5 protein-coding genes are annotated in these 5630 nt (G+C 30.1%); all 5 read right to left on the reverse strand.

Annotated features, from left to right (window positions below):
• The coding region (gene rsmA / locus Q0C22_RS01000) for a 16S rRNA (adenine(1518)-N(6)/adenine(1519)-N(6))-dimethyltransferase RsmA (RefSeq protein ID WP_291490227.1) at positions 1–641 on the reverse strand (641 nt) is incomplete at its 3' end.
• Entirely contained in the window at positions 620–1621 is a 1002-nt protein-coding gene (pdxA, locus tag Q0C22_RS01005) for a 4-hydroxythreonine-4-phosphate dehydrogenase PdxA (protein ID WP_291490228.1), read from the reverse strand. The genes pdxA and rsmA, both read right to left, overlap by 22 nt.
• Positions 1611–1874, reverse strand: coding sequence for an RNA-binding S4 domain-containing protein (locus Q0C22_RS01010; RefSeq protein WP_291490229.1), 264 nt, complete (start codon positions 1872–1874; stop codon positions 1611–1613). Before Q0C22_RS01010 ends, pdxA begins: the two co-directional genes overlap by 11 nt.
• Positions 1864–2724, reverse strand: coding sequence for a peptidyl-prolyl cis-trans isomerase (locus Q0C22_RS01015; RefSeq protein WP_291490230.1), 861 nt, complete (start codon positions 2722–2724; stop codon positions 1864–1866). The genes Q0C22_RS01010 and Q0C22_RS01015 overlap by 11 nt, the downstream gene beginning before the upstream one ends.
• 27 nt (positions 2725–2751) lie before the next feature.
• Positions 2752–5630, reverse strand: a 2879-nt coding sequence (locus Q0C22_RS01020) for a helicase-related protein (protein ID WP_291490231.1), incomplete at its 5' end; no start/stop codon positions are given.

Here is a 5630-nt window from a genome sequence, read left to right on the forward strand (position 1 = left end):
CTTATGTTATTTCTTACGGTTTTGTTTGGCTGAGCAAAAAGTATTTTTAAAAAATCAAAAAAATCCTCTTCTATTGGAGTATTAAATAAACTAACATCATAAGGTACAAGCTCCACTACGCTTGATACAACCTTTGGTGGCGGTTTGAATGCACTAGGCTCAACATCAAAAACTTTCCTAACTTTGCAAAAAAGCTGAACAAAAATGCTAAACTTTGAATATTCTTTTGTATTTGGCTTTGCAATCATTGTTTGAGCAACTTCTTTTTGTACCATAAAAACCATTTTTTTTATAAGGTCTTTTTGTTTAATCATATTGGATATAATTTTTTTGGATACATTATAGGGTAGATTGCCTACAACACAATATACTTTATTTAATTTAAACGAAGTTGCATCAGATTTTATAACATTTACATTTCTATAATTGCTAAATTTTTCTTTTAGATACTCTACCATATCGTTATCTAGTTCAATTGCATCTATATTAAATCCTTTTTTTATAAGACCTTCTGTTAAAGCACCCTTTCCTGGTCCGATTTCTAAAACCTCACACGATTCATCAATTATTAAAGATACAATACGCCAAACAACATTTTTTTCGGATAAAAAATGTTGCCCTAGCGATTTTTTAGCGTACATTTAATCATATTGTAGGCTTGAAGTATTGCTTCTTGCATACTTTGAAAGCTTGCTATAAATTTGCCTGCTATATCAAATGCACTACCATGGTCTGGGGAGGTTCTAATAATTGGCAAGCCCAATGTTATATTCACGCTTTTATCAAAATAAAGCGCTTTCAATACGCTCAAGCCTTGATCATGATACATACTAACAAATAAATCATAAATTTTTCTATTTTGAGGTATAAATGCAGTATCCGCAGCAACAGAACCTACCACATCTATACCTAATTCTTTTGCCTGTTCAACTGCTGGTATAATTTCTAATTCCTCCTGACTGCCAAACATACCATTTTCTGAGTTGTGTGGGTTAAGTGAACAAACAAGTATTTTAGGTTTTTTAACACCAAACTTTACAATCAAATCTTTATGGCTTATTAAAATAGTATTAAATACACGCTCTTTTGTTACAAGATCGCTTACCTGCCTTAAACTCACATGTGTTGTAACAAGACTAACTCTAAAATTTCTATAGCCAAGCATCATTACATACTTTTTCGTATTTGTTTTTTGCGCTAAAATTTCAGTATGACCTGGATAATTAAAACCTGCTAAATTCATAGCTTTTTTATTTATCGGAGCGCTAACGTAGGCATCTATTTTTTGGCTTATTGCCATATCTATAGCATAATTAATAGACTCAAAAGCTAACTTACCAGACTGTTTATCAATTTGGCCAATAGCTACCTCTTTTGGATTAGAACTCGTGCAATTAAATACATTTAACACTTCTTCTTTTATATCATCCAACCTATCAATTGCATTGATTTTAAAATCCAGCTTAAACAACCTTTTATAAAACTCAAATACATTGCTTGCACCAAAGACAACAATATTAAAATTACCTTTTTTACCATATAAAAAATATTTTATTATAATTTCAGGTGAGATACCTGAAGCATCACCCATACTTATACCAATTATTGGCTTATTTTTCATAAAATTCCTCGCTTAAAATATCGTATAATAAAGGAGATTGGGATTTATTTATAACTTTTTCTGGTAAACCCAAAACTTTGTAGACTACCTTTTTAGAAGGAAAGTATATAGTAATAATATCATTTACCTTTACATTGCTTTGGGCTTTTGCCTTTGAATCATTTAAAAAAACAAAACCATCATTGCACATCTGTTTTGCGAGCGTACGTCTTTTAACAATACGCGATTGTTTTAAAAAAAGATCAATTCTCATCAAAAGTGCTAATATCCATAGAGCTTTTTATCCCGCTTAACCAGCTCGAAAATCTCTCATTTAATTTTTCTTCAAATAATAAATTTCTAATTTTATCTTTTACATCGTCAAATGACAAATTTACATTTTTTTTATCTAAAACTTTAATAATAAAGTAACCATTGGTAGATTCTATTATTGGACTAATTTGGCCAACCTGCATTTTTTCTATGATACCTTGTAGCTGTTTATTAATATCTGCTACATAGAGTTGTTTTGGTCCATTTTTATTTATTGAGTATTTTTCTTTTACGCTATCAAAACTAGACCCCAGCTTCAATTGCTTCATTGCTTCTTCAATATCAGGTTTGCTTTTTGTCTCTATTATATCTAATGTAACCGTGCTTTGGTTAAATAAATCTGGGTGATTGTTGTAAAAATTTTTGATTTCTTTTTCATCAATCTGGATTGTTGGGGCAAAAATTTTTTGCATAACTTTTAGTTTATATGCATTGAATTTTGCAAATTCTTTGTAATAATCGTAACTTAAACCTTCCTGTTTTATTTTTTGCTCTAATTCATCTTTTGTTAATTTATTATTTTTTGCAACGTTTTCTATAAATTCATTTATATCCTGGTCCGTTAATACAATACCATCTTTTTTTGCAATATCTTCTATTACATAATCGTTAATAACTTCATTTAGCAATTGTTTTTCATCTTTTGCATGGTAAAATGGCGCAAGCTCTTTTAAGTCATAAGTTGTAATGGGCCTATCGTTTACTGTGGCAACAATTTTGTCAATCACTTCGGCTCTAGCAATATTAGCCAAAAAAAACAAACCTGTAATAAAAACTAAAATTTTTTTCATAGTCTCTCCTTTTCATAGAATATCAATTTATACAATATTAATCAAGAAGTTTTTTAACACATTTAAGTTATCTTTGTCAATATTTAAAAAAACCATTGTTTCGCTCAAAAATTTTCCTTTCAAAATATTTACCTGTTTTATAAGTTTATCAGTATCAATCTTAGCATCAATATAAAATTGCACTGAAACACCTTTTTTACCAAATATTAAGCTTTTTACAAAAGCCTTTTTTGCATATAGCTTTATAATGCTAATTTCTATAAGTCTTAAAACTATTTTCGGTATTTTGCCATACCTATCTTCAATGTAGGTTTTTATGTTATTTAACTCTTCTTCGCTTTTAGCTTTAGAAATAAGCGTATAAATAGCTGTTTTTTCGTTATCAATATACCAGTCTGGTATATACATATTATCTATAAATTTTATCTCTACTTCGCGCTGCAGATTTTCATTGGAAATTTGAGATAATGCTTCTTGTATTAATTCAACATATAAATCATGCCCAATAGCTTTTAAGTTGCCGCTTTGATCTTTACCAAAAACGTTACCTGCACCTCTGATTTCCAAATCTTTTAACGCTATATTGAAGCCAACCCCTCTTTCCATATATTCTTTTAGCGTAGTAAGTCTCATAGAAGCCTGCTCACTTAGTGGTCCATCGTATAATAAATAAGCAAAAGCTTCTATATCAGAGCGCCCTACTCTACCTCTTAACTGATATAAATCACTTAAGCCAAAATTTTGCGCCTGCGATATAATAATTGTATTTACATGCTTTAGATCCAAACCGGATTCAATAATCGAAGTAGATATTAAAATAGGGAATTTTCTATTTGCAAAATCTGTTATTATCTTTTTTATCTCATTTTTTGGTAATTTTGAGTGAATAATATGTTTTTCATACTCAGGCAGCAATTTATCTAAAGAATCCTTAACTTCATGTATAGTTTCAATTCTATTGTGGACAAAAAAAACACTTCCGTCTCTTGAAAGCTCCCGTTCTATTGCTTCTTTAATTATTTTATCGGTTTGTTTTATTACGTAAGTTTGGATACGTTTTCTCGATAAAGGTGCAGTTTTTATAACGCTTATGCCAAAAATAGAGTTTATTGCCATATTTAATGTGCGCGGAATTGGTGTTGCAGATAGGTAGAGCATATCTACAGTCTCATACTTTTGCTTGAAGTGTTCTTTTATTTTAACACCAAAATGTTGTTCTTCGTCTATAATTACAAGACCTAAATTTCTAAAATTAATATCGGCAAAATACACTGAATGTGTTGAAATCAGAATATCAATACTACCGTCTTCAAGACCATTTTTTATTTTTTCTCTATCCGATTTTTTAGTAAAACTATTTAGAAGTGCGATTTTTACAGGAAAATTTGCAAACCTATCTGTAAATGTACTATAATGTTGCATTGATAGAATTGTTGTAGGTGATATTACAATGCATTGTCTTGAATTAAAACATGCAATAGCGCAAGCTCTCATTGCTACTTCTGTTTTACCAAATGATACATCACCGCAAATTAGTCTTTCCATAGGCGTATTAGAGCGCATGTCATTTTTTACATCTTCAATTGCTTGCAATTGGTCTTGTGTTTCTTGATATTCAAATTCTGCTTCAAATTCTTTTATTTCAATTAAATCTGTATCGTAGGGAGCGCGTGTGAGGATTTTTCTTTTTGCATAGACATTTACAAGTTCTGTAAGTATTTTCTTTATGGCTTTCTGTGCATTTTCTTTTTTTATATGCCATAATTTTGAGTTTAAAGAATCAATTTGAGCCGTACCACTGTATTCAAATAAACAATCAGCGTTTGTTACAGGCACATAAACTTTATCTTGGTTTGCATATTCAATTTCAAAAAAATCCATTAAAGCATCTTCTACTTTTAATGTTTTAATACCTCTATATATTCCTATGCCATAATTTTTATGAGCAATGAGCTTATCCTTTTGAAATTGAACTAGGTGTATCTGTGGAGAAAGCTCCTGGTCTTTTTGAACAGCTACGCCAAATATCTCTTCGAAACTAACAAAGGCTATTTTGCTTGTTCTAAAACCTTTTTTCAGATATCCATTGCTTAAGTAAATACCATACTCATCGTCTGTAACAATTCTGGCACCTTTTGATTGAAGTATGTTTTTCAACTTATCAACACGAAAATCACTTGCACATGCAATTACAACCTTCATTGACCTTGAAAGTTCTATAAGAAAATCTAATTTTTGAGGGGTTGGGATATTTGATGCAAAAATGGTTTCAAACTCATTGATAAAATTCATATAATCTATTGTTTTTTCTTTGAGTATGCGCAAATCATAAATATTATCATCGGATTTTGTACGTTTGAAAGAAAGCTCGCTTGTACGCTCATCAAAGTAGCAGTATTTAGTAAGTTCTTTAACTTTTTTATAATCCAAAAGATAACCTCTTACATTTTCTCCAATTAGTGAAAAACCATATTCATCTTCAGCAAAGTTGTATTCTTTTGCATATGTAATGCAGGCTTTGTCTATTTTTGAGTGAGTTCTTTGGTTATAACAATAAAACATTCTTATATCATCAATTGTATCACCAAAAAAATCTATTCTTAAAGGTTTCTCATAAATTGGTACAAAACAATCCACCAAACTACCACGTATACAATATTGACCTATATCTTCAACGTTTGATGTAGGATCATAATATAAATTTACCAAAAGCTCAATAAATTCTTTTCTGTTTAGGCTTTGATTTCTCTCAATTGAATTTAACAGAAAACTTTCTTCTTTTATAGTTGGCTGCATTAATGCTTCTTGGCTTGCAACTAAAAAATGATTTCCATCTTTGCTTTTAAGCTCAGCCAATGTTTTTATACGCATTCTTATAGTTTGACTTGATGGAGCAATACTGGAGT

The sequence above is a fragment of the Desulfurella sp. genome, from assembly GCF_023256235.1.
In the GTDB taxonomy this organism is placed as follows: domain Bacteria; phylum Campylobacterota_A; class Desulfurellia; order Desulfurellales; family Desulfurellaceae; genus Desulfurella.